The sequence below is a fragment of the Chitinophaga sp. RCC_12 genome, from assembly GCF_041360695.1.
In the GTDB taxonomy this organism is placed as follows: Bacteria; Bacteroidota; Bacteroidia; order Chitinophagales; family Chitinophagaceae; genus Chitinophaga.
Genome location: NZ_JBFUPS010000001.1, coordinates 837,340 through 862,873, shown reverse-complemented (window position 1 = coordinate 862,873; position 25,534 = coordinate 837,340). Strand labels below are relative to the sequence as shown.

The 25,534-nt window shown below is 48.5% G+C and carries 19 protein-coding genes; 15 read left to right on the top strand and 4 right to left on the bottom strand.

The window, feature by feature from the left end:
- Positions 1 to 9 precede the first annotated feature (9 nt).
- Positions 10 to 1,587 carry a RagB/SusD family nutrient uptake outer membrane protein gene (locus AB6805_RS03510; protein WP_370908074.1) on the top strand — a complete coding sequence of 526 codons (1,578 nt, stop codon included), beginning with the start codon at positions 10 to 12 and terminating at the stop codon, positions 1,585 to 1,587.
- A gap of 9 nt (positions 1,588 to 1,596) precedes the next feature.
- On the top strand, positions 1,597 to 2,931 hold the full coding sequence (locus AB6805_RS03505; protein WP_370908073.1) for a sulfatase: 1,335 nt from the start codon (positions 1,597 to 1,599) through the stop codon (positions 2,929 to 2,931).
- A 65-nt stretch (positions 2,932 to 2,996) separates the two neighbouring features.
- On the opposite strand, the gene AB6805_RS03500 is transcribed toward AB6805_RS03505, so the two are convergent.
- Positions 2,997 to 3,830, bottom strand: coding sequence for a phosphatase PAP2 family protein (locus tag AB6805_RS03500; RefSeq protein ID WP_370908072.1), 834 nt, complete (start codon positions 3,828 to 3,830; stop codon positions 2,997 to 2,999).
- A gap of 94 nt (positions 3,831 to 3,924) precedes the next feature.
- Between AB6805_RS03500 and AB6805_RS03495 the strand changes: the two genes are divergently transcribed.
- From AB6805_RS03495 to AB6805_RS03435, 13 genes are all read left to right on the top strand, one after another.
- On the top strand, positions 3,925 to 4,680 hold the full coding sequence (locus tag AB6805_RS03495) for an MBL fold metallo-hydrolase (protein WP_370908071.1): 756 nt from the start codon (positions 3,925 to 3,927) through the stop codon (positions 4,678 to 4,680).
- Positions 4,681 to 4,771: 91 nt separating this feature from the next.
- Positions 4,772 to 5,260 (top strand): DUF5946 family protein, encoded by a 489-nt coding sequence (locus AB6805_RS03490; protein ID WP_370908070.1) that lies wholly within the window; start codon positions 4,772 to 4,774, stop codon positions 5,258 to 5,260.
- Positions 5,261 to 5,301: 41 nt separating this feature from the next.
- Complete coding sequence (locus AB6805_RS03485; protein WP_370908069.1) at positions 5,302 to 6,018, top strand: TIGR00297 family protein; 717 nt, start codon at positions 5,302 to 5,304, stop codon at positions 6,016 to 6,018.
- Between the two features lie 379 nt (positions 6,019 to 6,397).
- Positions 6,398 to 7,417: a type IX secretion system membrane protein PorP/SprF gene (locus AB6805_RS03480; RefSeq protein ID WP_370908068.1), complete on the top strand. Its 1,020-nt coding sequence runs from the start codon at positions 6,398 to 6,400 to the stop codon at positions 7,415 to 7,417.
- A 27-nt stretch (positions 7,418 to 7,444) separates the two neighbouring features.
- A complete protein-coding gene (locus AB6805_RS03475) occupies positions 7,445 to 9,037 on the top strand; it encodes a hypothetical protein (RefSeq protein WP_370908067.1) in 1,593 nt (530 codons plus the stop codon).
- An 83-nt stretch (positions 9,038 to 9,120) separates the two neighbouring features.
- Positions 9,121 to 9,726, top strand: a complete 606-nt coding sequence (locus tag AB6805_RS03470; protein ID WP_370908066.1) for an RNA polymerase sigma factor — start codon at positions 9,121 to 9,123, stop codon at positions 9,724 to 9,726.
- Between the two features lie 83 nt (positions 9,727 to 9,809).
- Positions 9,810 to 10,985 (top strand): FecR family protein, encoded by a 1,176-nt coding sequence (locus tag AB6805_RS03465; RefSeq protein WP_370908065.1) that lies wholly within the window; start codon positions 9,810 to 9,812, stop codon positions 10,983 to 10,985.
- Positions 10,986 to 11,171: 186 nt separating this feature from the next.
- A complete protein-coding gene (locus tag AB6805_RS03460) occupies positions 11,172 to 14,630 on the top strand; it encodes a SusC/RagA family TonB-linked outer membrane protein (protein ID WP_370908064.1) in 3,459 nt (1,152 codons plus the stop codon).
- A gap of 18 nt (positions 14,631 to 14,648) precedes the next feature.
- Positions 14,649 to 16,271: a SusD/RagB family nutrient-binding outer membrane lipoprotein gene (locus tag AB6805_RS03455; protein WP_370908063.1), complete on the top strand. Its 1,623-nt coding sequence runs from the start codon at positions 14,649 to 14,651 to the stop codon at positions 16,269 to 16,271.
- Positions 16,272 to 16,299: 28 nt separating this feature from the next.
- Positions 16,300 to 19,110 (top strand): M16 family metallopeptidase, encoded by a 2,811-nt coding sequence (locus AB6805_RS03450; protein ID WP_370908062.1) that lies wholly within the window; start codon positions 16,300 to 16,302, stop codon positions 19,108 to 19,110.
- Positions 19,067 to 21,613: an outer membrane beta-barrel protein gene (locus AB6805_RS03445; RefSeq protein ID WP_370908061.1), complete on the top strand. Its 2,547-nt coding sequence runs from the start codon at positions 19,067 to 19,069 to the stop codon at positions 21,611 to 21,613. The genes AB6805_RS03450 and AB6805_RS03445 overlap by 44 nt, the downstream gene beginning before the upstream one ends.
- A gap of 64 nt (positions 21,614 to 21,677) precedes the next feature.
- On the top strand, positions 21,678 to 22,256 hold the full coding sequence (locus tag AB6805_RS03440) for a Crp/Fnr family transcriptional regulator (protein ID WP_370908060.1): 579 nt from the start codon (positions 21,678 to 21,680) through the stop codon (positions 22,254 to 22,256).
- A gap of 65 nt (positions 22,257 to 22,321) precedes the next feature.
- Positions 22,322 to 23,398 (top strand): NADH:flavin oxidoreductase, encoded by a 1,077-nt coding sequence (locus AB6805_RS03435; RefSeq protein ID WP_370908059.1) that lies wholly within the window; start codon positions 22,322 to 22,324, stop codon positions 23,396 to 23,398.
- Positions 23,399 to 23,441: 43 nt separating this feature from the next.
- Here AB6805_RS03435 and AB6805_RS03430 read toward each other — a convergent pair whose 3' ends face one another.
- From AB6805_RS03430 to AB6805_RS03420, 3 genes are all read right to left on the bottom strand, one after another.
- Positions 23,442 to 23,711, bottom strand: a complete 270-nt coding sequence (locus AB6805_RS03430; RefSeq protein ID WP_370908058.1) for a hypothetical protein — start codon at positions 23,709 to 23,711, stop codon at positions 23,442 to 23,444.
- 79 nt (positions 23,712 to 23,790) lie between these two features.
- Positions 23,791 to 24,690 (bottom strand): LysR substrate-binding domain-containing protein, encoded by a 900-nt coding sequence (locus AB6805_RS03425; RefSeq protein WP_370908057.1) that lies wholly within the window; start codon positions 24,688 to 24,690, stop codon positions 23,791 to 23,793.
- 10 nt (positions 24,691 to 24,700) lie between these two features.
- Positions 24,701 to 25,498: a hypothetical protein gene (locus AB6805_RS03420; RefSeq protein ID WP_370908056.1), complete on the bottom strand. Its 798-nt coding sequence runs from the start codon at positions 25,496 to 25,498 to the stop codon at positions 24,701 to 24,703.
- Between the last annotated feature and the right edge of the window lie 36 nt (positions 25,499 to 25,534).

Below are 25,534 nucleotides of genomic sequence, written 5' to 3'. Positions count from 1 at the left end.
CGAATTGTTATGAACTCAATCCATAAAAGTATTTATCTTTTCCTGATCGTCCTGCTGGCCTCCTGCAATAAAGACCTGCTGGATACCGCGCCTACAGACCGCCTCGCAGTGGATGTATTCTGGAATACGGAAGCTGATGCCAAACTCGCAGTAAACGCGCTGTATCTCGATCTCGACAGTACCAACATCCTCTCGCTGGATGCGCTCACCGATATCGGGCATACCAACCAGAACTTTGATGTGCAGGCTTATATTGAACTGGGTACCTACGATCAATCCAGCGCCAAAGTATACGGTGAATGGAAGAACGCGTATAAAGGCATTCATGCTGCCAACTATTTCCTGGAAAATGTGGATAAGGTAACTTCCTCCACGCCAGCGCTGATCAACCAGTTCAAGGGAGAAGCAAAAACACTCCGCGCTTACCAGTATATAAAGCTGGCAGGTTTATATGGAGATGTACCACTGGTTACCACCTCTATTACCCTGGAACAGGCACGGGCCCTGCAAAGAACACCGGTCGCCCGGATCTACGATTTCATTGACAAGGAACTAACGGAAGCGGCGGCACTGTTACCTGCTGCTTACGCCAATGCAGCCGATAAAGGACGTATTGCCCGCGGTGCTGCCTGGGCGCTGAAAGCCCGCGCCGACTTGTTCGCCGGCCGCTATCAGCTCGCTGCCGATGCAGCAACGGAAGTAAACGGTCTTGGCTACACGCTGTATGACTCCTACCAGAAATTATTCAGTTATGCCGCAGAGAATAACAAAGAAGCGATACTTGATAAACAGTTTATTAAAGATAACTACCCCAACAACGTGTTCAGCATGATGGCGCCTTACAGCCAGAAGAACGGTAACAGCTCCTATGTGCCCACCAAAGTATTGGCGGATACCTACCAGACGGCCGACGGAAAAGATATCCACGCGCCGGGCAGCACTTTTGATGAAGATCATCCCTACGATAATAGGGACCCGCGCCTTAGATACAGCCTGTTTGTAGATGGCGATGTGCTGCCCTCCGGTACCGTATTTCATCCCGCGCCCAACAGTGGTACGGCAGATGCCATTGGCAGCACTTACATCGCATCCACTACCGGGTACAACCTGAAAAAATACATCAACCCGGAAGACTATGCTAATCCGGCAAACAGTGGTATTAACATGATCCTGCTGCGTTATGCGGAAGTATTGTTGACTTATGCAGAAGCCAAAATAGAACTGAATCAGCTGGACCAGAGCGTGTACAATGCCATTAATACCGTTCGCCGGCGGGCAGATGTAAATATGCCCGCTTTACCTGCTGGTCTTACCCAAAGCCAGCTGCGCGATGCGGTGCGGTATGAACGTACCGTGGAACTGGCCTTTGAAGGATTGCGCCTCTACGATATCCGCCGCTGGAAAACAGCGGAGAAAGTAATGACAGGCCCCGTGTATGGTATTACGTGGAATAACAATGGTCAGCGTACAGTCGTGCAGGTAGTATCATTTAACCGTGCATTTGATAAATCGAGACACTACCTTTGGCCGGTGCCGCAGAAAGAGCGCGACCTGGACCCGGCACTGTCACAAAATCCAAACTGGTAATTATTATTTATGAAGCGATATATCTATTGTTTACTGGCAGGACTTTCCTTTGGCACCGTGCCTGCCGTGTATGCACAGCAGCGGCCCAATATCATTTTTGTATTAACTGATGACATGGGATACAGTGACCTCGGTTGTTACGGCAACCCGCAGATCCGTACGCCTTTCCTGGATCATGTGGCGGAGCAGGGTGTAAAGTCAACCGGTTATATGGTTACCTCTCCTTCCTGTACCCCCTCCAGGGTAAGCCTTTTAACAGGCCGCTATCCAACCCGCTCACAGCTTAACTTCCCGATCCCTCCGGGGTATAAGATCGGCCTGCCTGATGAAGATGTGACCATTGCTGAAATGCTGAAAGGAGTAGGATATAATACCTGCATGATAGGCAAGTGGCACCTGGGGGATATCCAGCCTTACAATTTCCCCGTAGCGCAGGGCTTTGATCATTACTTTGGTTTATTGTATAGCCACGATTACCGCTTCCCCTACGTAAAAACGGATACGGTGCTGAAGATTTACCGCGACAGAACACCTGAAATCTTCCGTCCTGCAGATACTTCCCTTACGGAGCTGTATACAAAGGAAGCGATTAAATATGTGAAGCAACAGCGAAAAGACAAACCTTTCTTCCTGTACCTGGCGCATAACATGCCACATCTGCCGGTAGCCGCTTCTAAGAAGTTCAGGGGACAGTCGCCCGGTGGTTTGTATGGCGATGTGATTGAAGAGATAGACGCTAACTTAGCAGACCTCTGGAAAGCAGTAGAGCAGCAGGGCCTCGCGGATAACACCATTTTCATTTTCAGCAGTGATAACGGTCCCTGGATAGATTTTCCGGCGCGCATGTCGGCGGATAATGTGATCAAACCCTGGGACGTGGGCAGCACCGGTATTTTCCGTGGAAAAAAAGGAGAAACCTATGAAGGTGGTCATCGCGTTCCGTTTATCGTGTACTGGAAAAACCATGTACCGGTGCACAAAACCATTACGGATGCTTTTACCAGTATGGATGTACTGCCTACGCTGGCGGCCTGGGTAAATGCACCGCTTCCTGCGGGCAGAAAACTGGATGGGGAATCCGTACTGGATCTGCTCACCGGTAAAAAAGAGCACATCTCTCATTCTCCTATTTATTACGTGAACAATGGTACGCCGGAAGCGATCCGTGTGGGCGACTGGAAACTGCGTAGAATCACCGATCCTAAAACAGGCACTAAAAACATAGAGCTGTTTAACCTTGGATCTGATGTACGGGAACGTACCAACGTAGCGCAGGAATATCCTGATAAAGTGAGCGCATTGGCGCAGTTGTTGGACCAGTACAATGGTAATACAGCGAATTGATCTTGCTATAATAAAAAAGCAGCGAAGGCTTTCTTCGCTGCTTTAATTCCTTGCAAATTAAAGGATCACGGCGCCATCATTAATCGCATGGCCTTTTTGTGCTCCAGTTCCCGGTGATGACGGAAAACGCTTTTCGTTACAAAATGCCCGAGGGCAAGGCCTACCCATACATCGCTGCTCCAGTGCCGGTTTTCATACAGGCGGGTGGCGCCGGTAAGACCGGCAATGCCATAGGATACCCACGGCACCCATGGATGATCTTTTCCATACAGCTCCGCAAAAGCGGTGGCTACTGTCATGACGGTGAGGCTATGTCCCGAAGGGAATGAGGTATGCTTTTTATCCTTACTGAAAGGAGGATCAAAGTTAAACGGGGAATCGTAGTAGGTAGGACGTCCACGTCTTATCACACTTTTAAGCGTGGCATAAATGGCGGTGGAAATGATCAGGGATTTGGCGGCCATCAGTCCGCCGTGTTCCAGGTTGCGGTCCTTTGCAATCACTCCCACTACATACATGCCGGCTACAATGTACGGGGAATAAGCATTGCCAAAGGGTTCTATCTGGTCGGTTACGCTGGTAACAAAATTCGACTGGTGACGTACAAAGAATTGTTTTACGCCGTAATCCCCTCCCAGCAGGATGCCTGTCACACCGGTAATTACGCCCAGCCGGATATAATCCTTTTTCTCCCAGTGGGCGGGCCGCGCTACCGTATATTTCAGGTCCTGCCAGATACTGCCCAGGTAAGCGCCGTTTATGCGGTACCGTATTAGGGTATCGCTGGCGTTGATCACCGGGCGGATGCTGTCAGCCACCACGGGCAGGCTGCTGTCCGATTGGGCCTGTATGCGGGGAGAAAAAATAACCAGTAAAAGAAATATAAGCCTGAATCCCATCTGTTTAAATACTTTGGAGCGAGCACGAAAGTAGTATTTTTAAGGAGAAGCAGCGCGGGAATTGTTAACTTTACGATCACATTAATCAGCAATTATGAGAAACTGTTTCCTTGCACTTTTCCTGCTTTTTGCCACGGGCAATGCCATTGCACAAAGAGTTACACCGGATGTGATTTCTACCTCCAAAGGAAATCTTACTATCCAGCCCATTAACCATGCCGACCTCCTGTTATCGGTGGCAGGCAAAACCATTTATGTGGACCCTGCTGGCGGTGCCGAACCGCATAAAGGACTGGCAGCGCCGGATATCATTCTGGTAACGGATATTCATGGCGACCACTTTGACCCCGCTACCATCAACGCGGTTAAAACGGCGCGTACTATTATTATTGCCCCGGAAGTAGTAACAGCTAAACTGGAAGGGATACCAGTCGCGCAGATCGTGACCCTGAAAAACGGCGAGTCCAAAACCGTAGCAGGAATTTCCATCCATGCCATTCCCATGTACAACCTGCCCGAAAGCGCCACCGCTATGCATACCAAAGGCAGGGGCAACGGATATGTGTTGAAGGTAGGAGATAAGTCGGTTTATATCTCCGGCGATACCCAGGGTATTCCGGAAATGAGGGCGCTGAAAAATATCGATGTAGCTTTCGTTTGCATGAACCTGCCATATACGATGGATGTAACCGAAGCCGCAGATGCAGTGCTGGCCTTCGCCCCAAAAATAGTGTACCCTTATCACTACCGTGGTAAAGGCGGACTGGCGGATGTGAATAAGTTCAAAAGCCTGGTAGACGCAGGTAACAAGGGAATTGAAGTAAGGTTGCGCGACTGGTACGCGAAATAACAACTACAATTTATTGCCGGAAGAATAGCCCGAATGCTGGTGTAAAATCCTTAAATTTAGTATTTACACCAGCATTTAATTTCAGCAGCACATGACAGAAAACAATATCATTTGCCCGGGCTGTAAACTACATCTTGCGTACCAGCAATTTGCCCCTTCAGAAAGATATAATGCATCCGGTGAATGCCTGGATCTCTTCAATCAGCTCGCCGACCGCACCTTTGCTTTTCAGCACCCGGATTTTCATCATCAGTTGTCTGTAGATGCCTACGGCGCCCAGCATGCCGGTGGTGTGAGCCGGAACATCATCACCGCCTACGCGTTGATAGGGCTGTATCTGGCGCTGGAAAAAAATTACACCGGGCGGCAGGTACAACATGTGCACAGCATTATCCCGCAGCAGTCATGGGAGAAGCTGGAACCTCCCGCTACCACCGGCGCTCTCACCGTTAAGGATGTACTCAAAGCAACCACCGAGGAGGAACTATACGCCGCCATGAAAAAATGGGCACAGGCAGTATGGGATAGCTGGAGCGCACACCATTCCTTTATCAAAGAAAAGACCGCCCATTACATTTAAAAGACCAGGAACGGGATATTTGTATAGTTTTGCGGCTTGTTATGCAACTATCTTCTTTCCCTGAACTGATTATGGTACCGGTGGCGGTCATCGCCATTGCGGTGCTATGTGTAATAAAACGTAAGCTTACCCCGGGCGGTGGCGTAATGGCAGCGGCAGTAGCGCTGCTGGTAGCAGCAGGCGCCGGCTACGGCGGACTATTATTGCTCGGCGCATTTTTTATCATGGGCGTAACCGCCACCTCGCATAAAAAGCATCTGAAAATTTTTCCCGGAGAAAATCACCCCGGACAACGCACGGCCGGCCAGGTATTTGCCAATGGCGGAGTAGCCGCTTTCATGGCATTGCTGGCACTCATGCATCCCGACATCGACGATATGTACCAAATGATGCTGGCCGCCAGCCTGGCTGCTGCTACTGCCGATACACTGTCGTCCGAACTGGGAATGGTATACGGCCGCAACTTTTATAATATCCTCACCTTTAAAAAAGATACCCGGGGACTGGATGGCGTTATCAGCCTGGAAGGTACCCTGTTGGGCGCCATGGGCGCAGGTATCCTCGCTTTGCTGTACGGTATCAGCTTTGGTATGGACGAAACGGTATGGTTTGTAGCCATCGCCGGTATCGCCGGTAACCTGGCAGACTCCCTGCTGGGCGCCACCCTGGAGCGAAAACATATCATTAGTAATGATGCGGTGAACTTCAGCAATACGTTGTTTGGAGCGATTACGGCGATGGTGCTGTACCTGTTGTAACGTTATCCCCCTGTCTTGTAGATAGGATTCCTATGTAGCAACATATGTTATTCTTCCACAAATGATAAATTTCAGTAAACCTTTTACCATTTTTATTGTTGTTAAAGGCTGGAAGATACCCTTCTGGTTGCTTTTGTCTGTTCGGTTCTGATGTTGACATATCCTTTATACGGCGCTGTAGCCTGTTACCACCACGCAATGTGAATAAGATAATAGTGTTTATTGTACCCCGGACGGCGACTGTTTTGTGAAAAGACCTCAATAAAGATATTTACTTCTACATACTGAATTGATGTACAGCATGGGTTAGCAGGAATTTAACGGGGAGGTTAAATTACTTCGGTAATCATTACTTATTGACATCTTTAAAGGATCTCGTATGAGCATAACCAAGCAATCAACCTTAATGCTGCTGTTAGCGTGTTCCGGACTGCTGTATAAGCCGGTAACCACACAGGCGCAGCAAAACCTCCAGTTCAGCCAGTATGTTTTTAATATGCTGAGCGTAAACCCGGCCTACGCAGGTTACAAAGAAGATTTATTTGCCAATGCCATCTACAGAAAGCAATGGGTTAATTTCCCCGGTGGCCCCCAAACCGGGGGCGTGTCGGTAGACGGCGCCCTGAACGCCTCCCGCGATAACCGCGTGGGATTGGGACTGCAGGTGATGTACGATAAACTGGGTCCCCAGGACGCTACCTCCATTTACGGGATGTACTCCTACCGTATTCCGCTGAATGAAGACGGCGACAAACGTTTATGCCTGGGGGTAGGGGCCGGGGTTACCCAATATGCCATTGATGGTAACGCCCTCGTATACAACGATGATAATGATCCAACCATTCCTATGGGCAGGGCATCTACCTGGGTACCGGATGCACGGTTCGGGATCTACTACTTCACCTCTAAATTTTACGCAGGCGCATCTGTAATGGACCTCTTTTCCCTTTACACGGATGCCTCGCGTTATTACTGGAAAGGATACCAGTATAAAACCATCCGTAAAACACAGCACCTGTATGTGAACGCCGGCATGATGTTCGACTTGTCTGAAACCGTCAAGTTCAAACCCTCTATCCTCATAAAAGAAGACTTTAAAGGACCCACCAATGCAGATCTTACCGCTTTATTCTTCATTGCCGACCGGCTTTGGGTGGGCGGCTCTTACCGCACCGGCGTGAGAATCTGGAGTAAACCCGCACTGGATAAAAACCTGGAACAACTGGATGCCGCCAGCGTACTGGTACAGTTTAATATCACCAATCAATTCAGATTGGGATACGCGTATGATCTTACCGTCAGCAAAATGTCTTCTTTCCAGAGCGGATCGCATGAAATATCCATCGGTTTTTTATTCCCCGGCAAGAAAGCCAGGGTGATCAGTCCGAGATATTTCTAATCCAGGGTATTCATTTAAACACACACTATGAAAAAATATGCAGGTATAATTCTACTCATCTTATCGGTACAGTTTTTACAGGCACAGGAACAATTGTCACTGGATCAACAGGCCGCCATTTACTACGCCAAATACGACTACGCAAAAGCGGCTTCCCTGTATGAACGGATCGCCGCAAAGCGAAAGGATAAAACAACAACCTCCCTGCTGGAACGACTGGCAGATTCCTACCGGCATACCAATGATTATGCGGCATCAGCCGGTTGGTACGCCAAATTGCTGACCCGCCCCGATGCTCCTGCTGATGCCCGTTTATACTATGGCGATATGCTGAAAAGTCTAGGTAAATATGCCGAAGCAAAAGCTGCTTACACACAATACGCGCAAACCGGTAACCCCGAACGGGTAAAAAACAGGATCGCCGGCTGCGATGCGGCACAGGAATGGATACAAAACCCCACACCTGTTACGATCCGTAATGTAGAAAGACTTAACACCGTTGGATCCGACTGGGGCGCTACCTATTATCCCGGCGGCATCGTATTCGTGTCCGACTCACTATACCGTAACCAGCTGGAAAACGGCAGCCACTTTAACAGGAATGTATATGGCCGTACCCGTACCGACTTTCAGGGTCTTTATATGGGCGATACTGCCAACTATGGGAATATATACATCAAAGATTTCTCGCCGGCATTTAACTGGTCGAAATACCATGTTGGCCCGGTTGTTTTTGATAAGGATTACCGCACGGCCTATGTAACTATGACGAACCCCGACCGCCGCATTCCTGCCGTAAAAGAAGATAAAGTGAAGTATGGCTACCGCCGGCTGGAGTTATTCTCCACCCAAAAAGAGGCAAATGGCAAATGGAGCGAACTAATCGCATTCCCCTATAATAAACCCGACGAATATTCCCTGGGACACGCCGCCATCAGCAACGACGGCAACACCCTTTATTTTGCGGCCAACATGCCCGGCGGACAAGGAGCCACAGACATCTGGTACAGCGAAAAGCAAAGTGATGGCAAATGGGGCGCACCGGTCAACGGTGGTCCGGGTATTAATACGATGGAAGAAGAAGAATTCCCGACCATTGCTCCCGATGGCAGCCTGTACTTTTCCAGTAAAGGATGGACCGGTATGGGAGGATTCGATATTTTCCATACTTCCGGCAGTAAAGCCCAATGGAGTATACCGGAAAACCTCCGCTATCCTACCAATTCTGCAGGAGACGATTTTTATTTTGTAGCCGCAGCTAACGGAAATACCTATTTCGCCTCCAACCGCACCGGCGGCAAAGGAAGTGATGATATTTATTCCATTACTACACCTCCCATATATACGCTCACCCAATTACCGCCGGCACTCGTGATCCCATTCACCGGTACGGTATGTCCATCGTTGGCAGGCGCTTGTATTTATATCTATAACAAACAACGGCAAATCGGCTGGTGCTTTATCGGGGAAGCCGGCAGGGAAATTAACCTGACACTGGAAAAAGATACCGACTATGAAATCCGCCTCCACTACCCGGGTGGCAGACGCGTGGAAACCATTGAGTTTAATACACGCGGCATGAAGGACGGAGAAGTGTTGAGAAAAGATATCTGTAAATAAAAAGAAGCACGAATGACAGCTTTTTTTCTATTTTTACGACATCAATCAAAATACCGATCTCTCCGCGCCTAGATTTTTATGGAATGCACCAGTTAGAAGATGAGAAGGAATTGCTCCGGAAGGTAGCCGACGCCGATCAGGAGGCATTCAGTATACTTTATGAACATTATGCCAGGCATGTGTATGGACTCGCCCTGCGCCTGATGAAATCACCGGAGATTGCACAGGATCTTACCCAGGAAGTTTTTGTAAGAATATGGGTAAAAAGATCACAACTGTTCACTGTACAGCAATTCAGACCCTGGCTCAATACCATCACCCGCAACATGGCGATGGATTACCTGCGAAAAAAAGTAGCTGCTCCGGAACAGGAAGAATACCTGACCAGTTTTTTTACCGATACAACCCCTTCCGTAGAAGAACAACTGGCGCTGAAACAGCTGGAAGGAGCCATTTTACAGGCCGTGGACCAACTTTCCCCTCAATTAAAAACCGCTTTTATGCTGAGTCGTTTCCAGGGTTTAACCCATACGGAAATCGCACAACGCATGAATATTTCACCCATTACCTCTAAAAGTCATCTGGTACGGGCACTGGCCATTATCCGTAAATACCTGGAAGAAAACTTCCCGGAAATAGCACTGGTAGCCCTTTTATACCTGACGCCATTATTTTCTGCTTTTTTTTAAGAAAGTATGCATTACCCCCGGGATGTATTTACGTCTATAGTAGCAAGGGGTAATAACAACATCAACCATTATTATTTTAATGCATGCAACCTGCCGATAAGGAATTTGATGAACTGTTCCGCAAGTACACGGAAGATACCATGACACCGGAAGAATTCCGGCGATGGCGGGTGATGCTGCTGGATGAACGTAACACCGCCAGGCTGGAAAGTTTGCTGGCTGCACTGGCCGAAACCGATCACTCGGCATTCGGGCAGGATGCCCCCCTGAGGGAAATGTATGCCAATATTATACCGGTCACTCCACTAAAAGCAACCGGTAAAACACCACGCCGCTTAAATTACCGGCAGTATGCCTGGTGGGCGGCGGCGGCATCGCTGCTGTTACTCGTGGCTACCGGTATTTTGCGCTGGCAGCAACCATCCGTTAAACAACAGCTGGCAACGAAATACGATGTGGCGCCCGGTGGCAGTAAAGCCGTATTAAAATTGGCCGATGGCTCCGTGATAACACTCGACAGCGTAGCCAAACGGCAAATACAGCTGGGCAACGCCACTGCCCAGCAGGTAAACGGCCAGTTGAATTATGCACCTTCCTCCAACGGGGAAGCGGCCGGCATAAATGTACTCACAACGCCCCGTGGCGGCCAGTTCCAGGTAGTACTGCCCGATGGCACCAAAGTATGGCTGAACGCCGCCTCCTCACTTAGTTATCCCACTGCTTTTACCGGCAAAGAACGACTGGTGGAAGTGAGCGGGGAAGCCTACTTTGAAGTGGCAAAGGATGCACACAAACCCTTCCGGGTAAAGATCAGCAACCAGGAAAACTATATTGATGTACTGGGAACCCACTTTAATGTAAACGCCTACCCCGATGAAGCAGCCATCCGTTCCACCTTGCTGGAAGGGCGTATCCGCTTCAGCGCAGGAGAGACGGTGGTATTATCGCCGGGCCAGCAGGCTGTTTTAACAACCGGTGCACAAACACCGCAGGTGGTGAATGGAGTAGATACCAGCGCTGTAATGGCGTGGCGCAGCGGCCTGTTTAATTTTGAAGGACAACACCTCCGCGAGGTAATGCGGCAGCTGGCCAGATGGTATAACATAGAGGTGGTGTACGACCAGGAAGTACCGGATGTAGTGTTCGGCGGCAAAATAGTGCGGAATGTAAGCCTTACTCAATTACTGAAAATATTGACCGATGCCGGCATTCACTTCAGACTGGAGCCGGGAGGAAAATTGATCATACAACCTAAATAAACCAATCATTAAAAAACGAAAACCGAAAGTGCTTGGACCCACTTCCGGTTAGTAGTTCAGTCGTTTTAAATTTTCCGTAAGAGAATCTATTATCAACCAAACCAAATGCAATTTATGCAAAAAAATGCTTATTGTGGCCACCTGTCATGGTGGAGGCATCGTTACATTACCAAAATCTTGTTCGTAATGAGGCTTACCTTTTTACTGCTGACTATTACTTTTCTAAGTGTGCATGCGTCAACTTTTTCACAAAGTGTTACACTTTCAGGTAAAGATCTTTCCCTGAAGAAAATTTTTGCTGCTATTGAACAGCAAACAGGTTATGTAGTTTTCTACAACAGTGAATTGCTGAAAACAGCGAAACCGGTCACGGTAACAGCGGAAGATATGCCATTGACAGCCTTCCTGGAAACGGCTTTCAAAGATCAGCCGTTGAATTATACCATCACCGGCAAAGTGATTACGTTCGCGGAAAAGCCACCGCCACTGGAAGGAAAGCTACCTTTTATCACAAGCGCTTTTATTGAAGTGAATGGTAAAGTACTGAATGCCACCACGAAAGAACCAATCATGTCGGCATCTGTAAAAATAAAAGGAAAGAACAGGGGAGCGATTACCGATGGAGAAGGCAACTTCCGCCTGAATGCCGAGCCCGGCAATGTGCTGATCATCACCTCCCTGCAATATGAAACACAGGAAGTGAAGATCATTCCCAACCAACCCTTCCTCACCGTAATGATGAACCCCGGTGTATCTAAACTGGATGAAACAGTGGTGACGGCTTTTGGGATAGAAAAAAGTTCGAAAGAAGTAGGCTATAGCGTCGCCAAAGTGAGCGGGGCGGATATCAACCGCGCCAATTCCGGCAACCTGCTCCAGGGGCTGGCCGGTAAAGTATCCGGTTTAAATATCGCTATACAAAGCGCCGACATGAACCCGCAAATGCGGGTGCTGATCCGCGGTATCCGCTCTTTCAGTACCACCAGCAATAACCAGCCGTTGTTCATCCTCAATGGCACGCCGTTATCTTTTGGGTCGGACATTAACTCCGCCGCCATGATCATGGACTTTATCAATAACATCAACCCTGCGGATATTGAAAATGTAACCGTGCTGAAAGGCGCCAACGGTACGGCTTTATACGGACCGGAAGGTGTGAATGGCGTGATCATCATCACCACAAAAAAAGGACAAAAAGGCAAACCTGCGATCAATTTCCGCAACAGCGTAAATTTTTCCCGCCTTGATTTCCGGAATGACAACAGTAAACAACGACGCTTCGGTACCGGTAGCGGCCTGGTAGACGACAAAGGAAACGGTATCTATAGCAGCCTGGATAAAAGCGGCTGGGGCCCCGCCTACGACGGCCGGCTGGTACCCATCGGAAGAGCCGATGAAAACGGCGACTACCAGATGGTGACCTACTCCGATAAAAAGGATGCAAGGCGCTTCTTCAACGTAGGTCGCACCATCCAGAATAATTTATCCATTTCCCAGTCAGATGCCATCTCCGATTTCTATCTCGGCCTTAACGCTGTCAATCAAACAGGCATGATACCGGGCGATAAACAGGACGGCGTAAACCTTTTCTTCAGCGCCGGACGTAAACTGGGCAAACTGAATGTACAACTGAACCTCAACTACTCCCGTACCACCGCTGATAAAGGTCCTACGTTCGACGATATGCTGAGCACACCTACTTATATCCCTATCCTCAGTTACAAAGATTATGAGAACAATAAGTGGGCAGATATAAACCACTACTGGAATGATAACGACGTAATGAGTCCGTATCAGCAGGCGGCAGACCGGAGAAAGAAAAGTACAGATAACGCATTGGTGACGGGTTTGATACTAACCGCAAAAGTACTGCCGTGGCTAACGGTAACAGACAAACCCAGCGTGGTGTATGATGGCTTTTACGAAAAAATCGTTTCGCAGCCAATGAACTTTTCTGATTTTGCCAAACAATATGGCGGCTATAACCGCTTCCGCGACCGGCTTACACAGTTGGGAGAGGAGTCCCGCTCCAATACCACGCTTAACAACGACCTGCTGATCACTGCATTAAACCACGCAGGCAATTTTAATTTCCGCACTACGTTAGGTAGCTCCGTAAAAGAGAATTATTATAAGAAAGTTTCCGGCAGCGGTAATCCCATCATCCCGGTATTCAACCTCGCGTTTTCCCGCGATCTGCCATATGGTGCCGAGGAATCATTGCTCACCCGCAACTATTCCTTCTTCGGTACGTCAGGCATTGGGTACAAAGACAAAGTGTTTGTGGAACTGATGGCGCGCAACGACTGGGACTCCAAGCGCGCAAAAGCCGGCAGGGGAAAAGATCTCTACGTGGGCGGTAATACTTCCGTGATCCTGAATGAAGTTATTTCTTCCCTGAAAAATTATACCTGGTTATCGCGCCTGCAGTTACGTGCCGCGGTAAATACCACGGCCAATATGAACATTGAACCCTACCAGTCGGAACGGACCCTTTCAATGGCCTATTCTAACGGCTTCCCTTACCCCGGCACATCCGATGAAGGCATCATTGCTTATAACTATATGCAGGGTAATCCCAATCCTTTTCTGAAACCGGAAAAGATCCTCAGCCAGGAATACGGCGTCAGCGCAGGCTTTTGGAAGAACAGGGTAGCGCTGGATTTCACCTGGTATACCCAACGGAATAACGGTGTGATCATGAAAGTAAAGATCCCGTGGCTGAGCGGTGGCAGCACCATCGATAACCTGGGCATCATGCGCAACTATGGCTGGGAAGCCGATCTGAAACTGGACCCCATCATTAAAACCAGGAGCGGATTTACCTTCAGTGCAGATATACGTGTAGCCATGAACGATAATAAAGTGATCTCTATCAGCGATGCCTATGATGGACTGTTCCCGCTGAGAACACCTTATTACGGAAGCATGTACGGGGTAGTGGCCCGCACCGGGCAGCGTGCATTTGAATACCAGGTGTATGATCTGAAGAAAGATGCCGAAGGCAGGGTGATCGTAAATAAAGAAACCGGTATGCCGGACGCGGACATTAATAATCCGATCTACGGCGGACGCACCTTACCCAAATATTCCGGTGGAATGAACCTGAACTTCGCCTTTAAAGGATTTACGCTGGCCGTACTGGGAGAATTCAATACCGGCGCCATGCATTACTCTGACCTTATGCAATACGACGTGCAGTACGGGTTCAGCGTGCTCACTGTGTACAACGATCGTAAACCTTTTATTTATCCGAATTCCGTATATGACGATGGTACCGGGAAACTGGTCCCTAACACAGATGTATATACGAAAAGTGCTAATCAGGAATTATACAGTCACTTCCAGAACGCTTCTGCCAGCTACCTGACCAAAGCCGACTTCTTCAAAATACGGGAGGTGGTGATAGGCTACGAAAGGTTCTTCAAAACAAAAACAATTAAGAAACTCAATTTAAGTGTATACGGTAGGAACGTGTTTAACTTCTACACAAAGAAAAACAAAACAGGAGATCCGCAATTGATCAAAGGTCCTGGCGACAGGGGGTACCGTACCATTCCCGACAATCTTTCCGGATCTGCGTCCGGTGTTTCAACCGTTCCGGGTGTGGCGCAATACGGCGTAATCACTACCGTGAGTTTTTAACAACAAAAAATTAAACTGATGCGCAAAAGATATCACATTTTAGCGGGAGCCTTACTAACTGCCGCCACTTTTATGGCAGGTTGTAAAAAAGGCTGGATAGACATTAACTACAATCCGCTGCAGCTTACAGAGAACAATGCCACACCGGATCTCATGTTACCCGATATGTTGTTCAACAGTATATCCGGCGTGGAGAATCAGCTGGAAGCACAATGGATGGGCTATTGGACATATGCGGAATATGCCACCGGCGTCACTGAACTTACTTATTACCAGTTAAATGACGGTTCTTTCGGCACCAGTTCCCCCGATCCGACCATTCTCCTTTGGGAAGCCAATGCCAGGTTGCATGACCAGCCCTATTACATAGGAATTGCGAAAGCGATCCGGGCGCTGCAATGGAGCCGCGCGGTAGATAACAATAACAACATGCCTTATAGTGAGGCCAATAATACCAGTATCCGGAAACCTAAGTATGATACCGGGGAGTTTATTTATGAAGACCTGATGACGCAGCTGGATTCGGCCATCATCCTCATCCGCGATGCCCCGCAGGACAAAGCGCTCCGTATCTCCATTGCAGATATTATGTTCCATGGCGAAAAACAAAAGTGGTTCCGGTTTATCAATACCCTCAAGTTGCGCATGCTGATACATCAGGCGAATAAGCCTGGCAGGGAAAATTATATCAAAGGTGAAATAGCAAAGATTACGGCACAAGGTTCCGGCTTCTTAAACAGCGGGGAAGATGCCAGTGTAAATCCTGGCTTTACCGATATGAAACCTTCCAAATACTACGCTAAATATTCGCAGTATGATGTGTATGTCCGCTATTATGGGTTAGCAGGTAATAAATCTATTCCTAACTGGCAGATTGCATCCGCAAATGTAACCGCCATGAATATGCTGAAAGAGAACCACGATCCCCGTCTTGGTTTCTTTTATTCGCCTGCCCGTGTGCCATTACCTGCCAATGCGCCGGAGCCTTTTGCACAACCCGGTCCGCAGGAATACAGGGGGAATAAATTCGGCCTGCCGGTAGATGAACAGCAGTTTCCTTATAACCGCACCGAGTATGTATCGCAGGTGGGCGGTGTACGCACTTTCCGTACGGCCGTATCGCCTTTGTCAACCGGTATCATAAAGGGCTATGACATGCCCTGCTGGATCATCACCAGCATAGAAAGCGCATTCCTCCAGGCAGAAGCCATTCAGCGCGGCTGGTTGCCCGGTGATCCCGAAACGGCCTATAAAAATGCGGTAAAGGAATCCTTCCGGTGGCTTAATGTAGGTGGCAACACCACGGTGCCTTCCCTGTCGGATGATGCTTTCAACAACTGGTACCAGGCGGAAGCCACCAACCCAAAGGTGAGCTGGGCCGCAGCGCCGGATAAATACAAACTGCTGATGTTCCAGAAATACATGGCCTTTAATGGTATTGAACCTTTTGAAACATGGGTGGATTACCGCCGCAACGGCGCGTTCCCGGACATTCCACTGTCTTACGATCCGGCCAGGATAGGTAATACCATGCCGATCCGGTGCCCTTATCCGCTATCAGAAATGGTGCAGAATAAGGAAAACCTCCTGGCGCAGGGACCTATCGACATCTTCACCAGCAAAATCTGGTGGATGCCATAATCATCTTTTTAAAAAAATAACAGTTATCATGATAAAATTTTGTTGCAGCATTGCAGCATGGGGGATGCTATTGTCTGTATTTACCGGCAGCGTAGCCCATGCACAACAAACCGGTGAGGCAGTGCCCATGGACCCGGAAGTAACAATAGGTAAACTCCCTAACGGGTTTACCTATTATATCCGGAAAAATACCACACCGGAAAAAAGAGCGGTAATGTACCTGGTAAACAAAGCCGGGTCTATCCTGGAAACAGACGAACAGCGCGGGCTGGCGCATTTCCTGGAGCACATGGCGTTTAACGGCACTACCCATTATCCCAAAAATGAACTGGTAAATTATCTCCAGAAATCAGGCGTGCGTTTTGGCGCTGATCTCAACGCTTACACGGGTTTCGATGAAACAGTATACCAATTGCCCGTATCTACGGAAGATAAAACCGTTTTCCGTAATGCCATGCAGATCATGCGCGACTGGGCACAGGAACTCACGCTCAGCGATGAGGAAATAGATAATGAAAGAGGCGTGATCCTGGAAGAAAAAAGACAACATTTGGGATCCGCACAACGCATACAGGATAAAGTGATGCCACTGTCGGTGAATCAATCGCTGTACGCCTCCCGTCTCCCGATAGGCACGGAAGAAGTACTGAAAAATTTCAGGCATGAACAAATCCGTGCTTTTTATAAAGACTGGTACCGGCCCGACCTACAGGCGCTGATAGTAGTGGGAGATGTAAATGTAGCGCAGATAGAGAAGTCGATCCGCGCTATGTTCTCCGATTTGCGCTCGCCCGCACAGCCGAAAGAACGTAAGTACACTACCATCCCGCTCACCGGGAAAAACCAGTTCCTGGTGGTAACAGATCCGGAAGTGGCTACCACGCGGCTGGAACTCTCCATCAAACAACGGGGTAACATCATTAAAACAAAAACGGATTTCAGCAATACCCTCATCCAATCACTGTTCAATAGCATGGTCAGCGATCGTTTAAATGAGGTAGCGCGGCAAAAAAATGCGCCATTCCTCAGCGGTAGCGCAGGATTCAGCAAAATGATGGCCAATCTCAGCGGGCTTAACGGCAGGGTAGTACTCAAACCCGGTGAAACGGAAAAAGGCATCAAAGCATGGTGGACGGAACTGCAACGGATAAAGAACTATGGCTTCACCGCGGGTGAATTGCAACGGGCGAAAACATCATTCCTCAGCAGTATTTCCCTGAGCTATAAGGAACGGGACAAAACCCCGTCTGAATCATATGTAAAAGAATATGTAAGGCACTTCCTGGAAGGCGAAGCAAGTCCGGGTAACGCATATGAAACAGCCTTGTATAAAGCCAGCGCCGATACGCTTACGCTACAGGGTTTTAATGCTATTATACAATCTTACTTTAAGGATACCGACCGCGATCTTATCCTCGTAGCCAACGATAAACAGAAAGACTCCCTTCCTTCGGAAGCCATGGTACTGCAATGGATGAACGAAGCCGCCGTGGCGCCTATCGCCGCTTATGAGGATAAAAAAGTACTGCGCACCACGTTGCTCGACAATGTGCCGCAACCCGGCGTGATTACCAGCGAGAAAGTGATTAAAGACCTGGGCATTACTTCCCTGGAATTCAGCAACGGCCTAAAAGTATTGCTGAAACCAACCACCTTTAAGAAAGATGAAATCTTATTTAATGGTTTCAACCCTGGAGGCTTATCACAGGTAAGCGACGCTGACTTTTATAACGCCAGCATCGCAGCATCACTCGTAAGCGCCAGCGGCGTATCGGATATGACCCAGGCGGAATTGCGCAAATTGCTCACCGGGAAAAATGTATCAGTGGCGCCGTTCATCAGCGAAACATCGGAAGGTATTTCCGGCGGTTCCGCGGATGAAGACCTGGAAACCGCGCTGCAACTGGTATACCTGTATTTTACCAGTCCGCGTAAAGACCCGGTGATGTTCAGCAATATGACAGAACAGGCGCGGTTGTCGTACGCCAATGCAAACAAAGCGCCGCGGCAACTTTACAGCGATACCCTCAGCGCTGTAATGGCCAATTACCATTTCCGTAAGATGCAGATGCCGGAGCAACAACTGAACCTGCTTGATGCAGATCAGGCACTGGCTATCTATAAAAACCGTTTTGCAGATGCCGCCGGCTTTACCTTCACCTTCGTCGGGAACTTTAATACGGATAGCATCAAACCGTTGCTGGCCAGGTACCTGGGATCATTGCCGGCTTTACATCGCCGGGAGGAAGTGAAGGATCTTCAGCTGAATTATCCGCAGGGCAGGGTAGTGAAAAAAGTGATAGCCGGTAAAGAACCGCAGGCAATTGTTACCCTTGCTTTCAGTGGTTCATTTCCGTATGATGCTGCCACCAGCGACCAGATGAAAGCACTGGCAGGCGTACTCAATATTCGTCTTACAGAAAGGCTCCGCGAGCAGGAAGCCGGCGTATACAGCGTTAACGTAAATGCCAATACCCGCAAGGTGCCTTCCGGAGAGTATATGTTTGGCATTAATTTTATTTGCGATCCACGCAACGTGGAATCCCTGATTCTCAGCGTTAACAGTGAAATCATGAAACTGAAAACAACTGGCGTGGCAGACGACGATGTGGTAAAATATAAGGCAGGCTATAAAAGCAGTGTGGAGCGGGCATTTAAAGAAAACGGCTTCTGGCTGAATTATATTATTTCCGCCCTGTTTAACGGGGATCCTTTACAACAACCGGATATAAAAGCCCGGCTCCAGAAAATCACCCCGGAAACTTTACAGCAAACGGCTGTAAAATATTTTAACAATGCTAACTATATCCGCGCCATACTGGTACCGGAAAGTAATTAAACAAAACGTGAAAGCACTATACGCCGGGATTGCATTTTTCCTTGCCGGATATTTCGTAACCGCCCCCTGCGCCACGGCACAGGGGCGGGCTACGGACAGCCTGCCGGCAACTAAAGCCGATACTGCCCATCCCAAAATCATTGGACTTAAAACAGTGGAGGTAATCGTTGCCAAACCGCCTTTTACACTTCGTAACGACACCCTGGAATTTGATGCTTCGGCCATCAGGCTGGCTGCAAATGCCAGCGTATTGCAGCTGCTGAAAAAACTGCCCGGCGTAGTGATAGGCAGTGATGGCAGCATTACTGTAAACGGAAAACCGGTAACGAAGATTAAAGTAGATGGCAGGGAATTTTTTGGAGATAATAAAGAGGCCGCTACCAAATACCTGCCTGCAGACATCATTGATAAGATAGAAGTAACCGCTACCAAAGACCTCGCCGCCCAGCGCTCCCTTGCCGTGAAAGCGCCGGCTGAAGATGTTACCGTTAACCTCGTCCTTAAAAAAGATAAAAATACCGGCATCATGGGAAACATCACTGCCGGTGCGGGTAGCCGTCAACGTTACCTTGCAGATGGAATGATCAGCTCCATGCGCAATCCAACCCGCATTAGTGTGATGGCGGCGGCAAAGAATGTTACAGATGAAACGGCCGGCGTTATAATGATGTCGCCATCCGGCATGGGCGGTGGCGGAGGAGGACTGCCGGAATACAACAACGGCAGTATCAACATCAACACAAAACCAGGTAAGAAATTCACACTGGATGTGAACTATAACTATAACAATACCAAAAATAATCAGGCAACCATCACCGACCGGCTCAATTTATTGCCGGATAACAGCTTCCATAATCAAACCAATAGTGATGCCATAGCCGGGAACAGTCAGCATCAGCTGTATACCAATCTTGTTTATGAAAAAGATTCCCTCACCACCTGGACGTTCAGGAGTAACGCGGGTATAGGAAAAAGCAGCAACACTTTGCAAATGTATTCCCTGTCGGAAACCTCCGGCGGCGATTTACTGAACACACTTTCTTCCCGGAGTAACGGTGACGCACATACGCGTAATGGCGGCAGCGAAATAAATTTTAATAAAACCAGCCGTAACCGCAAGCTCAACCTTAATACCACCTGGAAGTTTGACGCCGGCAGTAAAAAAGAAACCGAATATAATAATTCAGTAAATAACTTTTATACAGATAATAGTGTTAGTCACCGTGATTCTGTAAATCAGTATATCAGCGCTGCTGAAAACAGTTTTAATAATAACTTTACATTTAATTTATCGGCTTCAATAGGACATGGCTTTGTGGTGGCGTTAGACTATACGCTGGGTACCATGTACAACAGGCAGCTCCGGGAAGTATTTAAAGAAGATCCCGTGTCCGGTAAATACGGCATGCGGGACAGCGCTTTGTCCGGCAGTAGTAGAAATACCAGTTTTACCCATACACCATCTGTGCAGCTGGCCTGGAAAAATGATCGCCTGAGTGTAGCACTGAACACCGGTATGCGGATCCTGCAACAGGAAAACCGCCTGCTGTGGCTGGACTCCGTGATTAAGATTCATCAGCAGCAATTTGCGCCTAACCTGCAACTGAATTATTCCCTCAGCAAATACGGACGATTGTTCACCAACTATTCCATTTCTTCTTCCGCCCCTTCGGCAGAGCAGTTGTCGCCCGTAGTGGATAACACTAACCCGTTGTTCATGAAGGTCGGCAACCCTTTGCTGAAAGGCACTTTTACCCAAAACGTTGCGCTGATGTTTTACATTTATCAGCCGGGGAAAGGGTTTAGTTTCAATCTCGGCGCCAACGGGGCAGTGGTCCGTAATGAAATTGTAGCGGATCAGCGGTATGATTCCCTGGGCAGACAAATCAGTACCTTTCAGAATGTGAATGGTACGTGGAGAATGATGGTACAGGGAAATATCAATCTCCAGAAAAAAAAGAACAGCTGGACATTTAACAACGGCTTTAACGTGAATGTGAACAGGAACAGGAGTATTGGCCTGGTGGCGGGTGAGGAAAATGTCTCCAACGGGTGGACCGCCGGCGCCGGTGTTTATTTTTCCGTTATTTATAAAGAATTGCTGACGATATCACCTGCTGTAAACATAGATGTGAACAATACCGTTTATTCGCTACCCGGTATTGACAATGTTAACTATACCACACAACGCTTTAACCTGCAATGGCAGCTGGTTCCTGTTAAGCGCCTGGAGTTGTCGGGCGATATGGCGTACAATTATAATTCGCAGGTAACGGCGCCGGATCAACGCCGTTATTTTATTTGTAACAGCGCGGTAGCTTATAGTTTTGGAAAGAAGGAGCAGCTGAAACTGAAATGCAGGATAAACGATCTTTTTAATAACAACACCAATATATCTAGCGTAACAACAGCTACCTATACCGAAACAAAGCAGGTAAATGCTTTACAGCGTTATGTCATGATCACTTTCCAGTATTTTTTCGGCAAGATGGGACCGCAATAAGAATATTCTTTGAAGGGTTCCTGCACAGGGCTATCTTTGAAAAATAACTATTATTTTCAGGAGCATGAAATTGCTGACAGATAGTATCCTTCAACATGTACCGCTGCGCGATGCGGATATCAAACGTATTCCCGGCTATTTTGAACCGGTGCGTACCCGCCGCCGGCAGTTCCTGTTGCGGGAAGGCGACGTTTGCCGCTACGAGTTTTTTGTGCTGAAAGGTTGTTGCCGCCAGTATGAAAAAGATGCCACCGGCAAAGAGAATGTGCTGCAGTTCAGCGTGGAAGGCTGGTGGATCACGGACCTCGACAGCATGCTATCTGGTCGGCCATCCCAGTTTAACATTGATGTGCTGGAAGGAGGAGAGGTGCTGCGGATCACCCGGCAGCAACTGGAACAACTATTTAACGATATCCCGGCGGTGGAGCGGTATTACCGCATTATTTCCCAGCGGGGCTACATCGCGTTACAACGCCGTATCCTGTCGCTGCAGAAGCCTGCCACAGAGCGGTACCGCGGGTTTGTAAGTTGCTACCCTTTCCTCGAAACACGGCTGCCCCAGCACCAGGTGGCGGCTTACCTGGGCATTACCCCCGAATCGTTGAGCCGTTTACGTCGAAAAATAGCAAAGGAGCCGTTTTAGATTTCTTATCATTTGTCATTGTTTTGGTACGGCGAAGTGTACAACTTTGTGCTAAAGTTTTATATATGACCACACACCCGGTATTGGCGCCTGTTACACTGGCGCAGCAATTTGTTAAGAACAGGGTGGTACTGGCGCCTATGAGTCGCGCCAGCGCTACATTGCAGGGCATCCCCACCGCAGCTATGCACGCTTACTATGAACGTTTTGCCCTCGGCGGTTTTGGGATCATTATCACCGAGGGATTATATACCGATGCAGTAGCCAGCCAGGCGTATCCGCATCAACCAGGACTGGTCACATCACAGCAGGTGGCCGGCTGGCAGGAGCTGGCGGGGAAAGTAAAAACGCATGGCAGCTTATTTATTGCACAGCTGATGCATGCCGGCGCCTTATCGCAGCACTTGCCGCATACGCTGGCGCCTTCCGTGGTAACGCCGCTGGGCCGCAAGCTGCGCTCTTATGGTGGCGGCGATGGTCCCTTCCCGGTTCCGGCTGCCATGACGCGCAATGATATTGCCATCGCAGTGGCAGGATATGCCGCCGCGGCGGTTAATGCCGTAGTCGCCGGTTTCGATGGAATAGAAGTGCATGCTGCCAATGGTTACCTGCCGGATCAGTTTTTAACGGAGTATACCAATCTGCGGAACGATGAATATGGCGGGTCTGTTGAGAACCGCTTCCGTATTATCGCGGAAATCATTACCGCTATCAGGCAGGCGGTGCCCGCGCATTTTATTATCGGGTTGCGCCTGTCCGAAGGAAAAGTGAATAATTTCACCTATCGCTGGCCCGATGGCGCTATTACAGCAACAGCACTACTTGAAGAAGTAAGAAAGGTATCTCCGGATTATATCCATATTTCAGGGGAAGGCAGCACCTGGGAAAAACTGGGTGCTTACGCACATGGGGAAACGCTCACGGGTATGGCTAAACGCATTGTGCAGCGGCCGGTAATTGCCAACGGCGGTATGGAAGAACTGGCCGTGGCCGGAAGGGCCTTAACGGAAGGGCATGCGGATCTCATTTCGCTGGGAAAGGCGGCACTCGCCAATCCAAACTGGCCGGCACGCGTGGCTACAGGAGAGCCGTTCACTCCTTTTGAGCGGGGAATGGCGGAGCCTTTTCCGCCGGTACAGTAAAATCCGGGAGCAGCGGGTTATTCACCTCTCCATAAACGGCCCGTTATTCGCCATTATTCAGCATCTCCATTTCGAGGAGCTTGCTGCCGCCGGCAAAATCTGCAGCAGCATCCGGGCATAATACCATTCCCAGGGAATTCATCATCCTTTGGGCAACCAGGTCGATATCTTCTGTAGTGGTGGCAAGAAACGGCGCCTGGCTTTTCAGCCGCTGGATTAACGCATTTTTCTGGGAAACAGAAATATCTACCAGCTTGTTAATTCTTTCTACAGCCGCTTTATATAGTTCGTCGTAATAAAAAAGCATGTTCATGTCAACAGGTTATTTTGTATGGCTCAAATGTAGCCCATCGGTTATAATCCTGGCTATATGAAAATATTATGACCTATAATTAATAATTATAAATGGATCTGGCCATTTTGATGAAACGTTTGTTGAGATCGCTGGTTTCGCCTTTACGTTGAATGAAGTAAAAACTGCGTTCTATCCGCAGGCCTTCAAAGGAAAGGATCGTTAATTCGCCGTGTTGCAGCTCTTTAGCAATGGAGCGGGTAGAGAGGAATCCTACGCAACCGGATTCCAGGAGGAAATTCTTCAGCGCCTCGGTGCCTCCCAGCCTGACTTTTATTTTCAGGTCGTTGAGGCGGATCCTGCTTTTCTGCAGTCCCTTCTTGAGCGCTTCCAGGGTGCCGCTGCCACGTTCGCGGATAGCTACAGGCATCTGCAGGATATCTTTCAGCGCGTAGTTCTTTTTACGGGCAAGGGGATTGTCGCGGCTGCATACCGCTACGATCTGGTCTTTCAGAAATGACTGGTAGGTAATATTGCTGAGTTGTCCTTTTTCTTCGGTAACGCCTATATTAATTTCTTTGTCGAGCAGTGCCTGCAATACAATTTCACTGTTCCGGTTGAGCAGGGAAATATCCACCAGCGGGTATTCGCGGTGAAAGGCTGACATTACCTTGGGTAGTATATACAGCGCAGCGGTGGTACTGGCGCCCAGATTAAGCATGCCCGTGGCCTGTTGCTGGTCGTGGATCACAGAAATGTCGAACTCGGTTTCCTGTTGTATATGACGTACGGTGAGCAGGCGGTTGTACAGCAGCTGACCGGCTTCTGTCAACTCTATCTGCAAACCTTTTCTTTCAAATAATTTGGTTTTATACTGTTCTTCCAACCCTTTGATATGTGTGCTTACTGCCGGCTGGGAAATAAACAATGCCTGGCTGGCCTTTGAAAAGCTTTTCTGATGGGCTACTTCCATAAAGATCTGGTGTCGGTTAGATAGCATGTGCGCAAATTTATGGAGCGTATAAAATTTCTCTCCGGCGGATAAAACGGACCTTGTCTTTATAATCCGTTACCCTGTTATTCATGATTTCCACTTTTTCTATCCAGTTATGATGAAGGTCGTAGGTAAATTCGTACCGGTACACGGTTCTTTCCACTGCATCGGTGGTGGTAACCCTGTCGGATATCTTCGCAGTTAGATGTCCCTGCTCATTGTACTGGCAAATAATAGTTTCCACTGCCTGGTTGCTGTCAAAACCATCAGTGTCCTGGAATTTGTATTCCTCCAGTAGCTGCTGCCGGCTGTTGTATTTACTTTTGGTGATTTCCTGCAAGGCGCCAAAAGAGTAGTAGCGGGTAATTTCTATCCGGCAGCCGTCGTCATCAGTGCTGGTGTTGGTTTCCCATTGCTCGTTGTACGGATCTTCTTCTACAGGCAGTGGATCGTTGTTTTCCAGTTGTTCCAGCACGTTGCCGGCTTCATCGTACCGGGTGTAAAAGGTATCTTCCCCATAATATTCGGTACATTCTTTCAGCGCCCCGTTTTCAAAGTAGCGGTTTTTGTAGATGGGCCCCTTTGCTGCGGAGGTCAGCGCTTTTTCCAGCAGGTTCCCCTGTTCATCGAAAGTATAGGTAAGGGTTTTATCCAGTTGGTGGGTGGAGGTATAATCCTCCCATCTGAGCAGTAATCCTTTTTCATCGAAAAAAGAGAGTTCATACCCGTAATATTTGCCATCGGGGTCTGTGGTAGCATATTTCATTTGCTGTACCGGCCCGGTCAGCTCAGTATCTGCCAATGTTTGTTTCATGGTACCTAAAGTTATTGGAAACAAAATAAACTTCCA